The following is a 786-nucleotide window of genomic DNA, read 5'->3' as shown; positions in this document are numbered from 1 at the left end:
ATCGTGTCCTTGCTCTGAGGGAAATAGCTGTTTGCCATATCCAGTGTCTTCTCCCCAATCGCTTTCAATGGGAAGTAAGGTCGTACTCGGTTCTGAAGCTAAAAAGCGTTCTATGATGCGTGCATTTTCCTGCGGGAAAATTGAGCATGTTGCATAGACCAGCTTGCCACCAGGTTTGAGCGTTTTCCAAAGACTTGTTAGTAAGTGTAGCTGCAGTTCTGCGAGTTTCTTGAGGTCTGATGGATCTCTCAGTAATTTAATGTCAGGGTGCCTACGAATCACACCTGTTGCACTACATGGCGCATCGAGAAGAATACGATCGAAGGGTTGATTATCATACCAACGCGTTAAATCTTCAGCAGAACTTGCAATCGTGTTGGCCTTCAATCCCAAGCGAGCAAGATTTTCTTCGACTCGCACTAAGCGTTTCGCATCTTGGTCTAAGGCAGTGACGTCTAATGACGGTTCAGCTTCGAGCATGGCGCATGTTTTTCCGCCGGGAGCAGAGCATCGAGAACGCGTAAGTTTGGCGCTAAGTCTAATAGCTTTGTTGAAAGCTGTGCAGCCTCGTCTTGAACACTCACTAAACCTTCATCAAATCCAGGCAGTTTGTCGACGTCTTGCGCTTCTTCCAAAAGAATGCCTTTTTCTGAAAAGCTAGTTTCTGTAGCCAGAATTTGATTGGTGTGCAGCGTTTTTAGGTAGTCTTCTCGACTTACTTTGCTTGTATTGACGCGCAAAAACATAGGAGGGTGAGCATTGGATGCGCGCATTGTATCCATGGCT

At 46.3% G+C, this 786-nt stretch carries 2 pseudogenes; both read right to left on the bottom strand.

The features are described from left to right. Positions 1 to 480 (bottom strand): annotated as a pseudogene (locus A3738_RS30595) (16S rRNA (cytosine(967)-C(5))-methyltransferase); the annotation flags it as partial. Next, positions 456 to 786: pseudogene (locus A3738_RS30590) on the bottom strand (hypothetical protein); the annotation flags it as partial. The pseudogenes A3738_RS30595 and A3738_RS30590, both read right to left, overlap by 25 nt.

The sequence above is a fragment of the Oleiphilus sp. HI0066 genome, from assembly GCF_001635725.1.
Note: the sequence above shows the minus strand (reverse complement) of the source record. Positions and strands in the feature narration are given on the sequence as shown.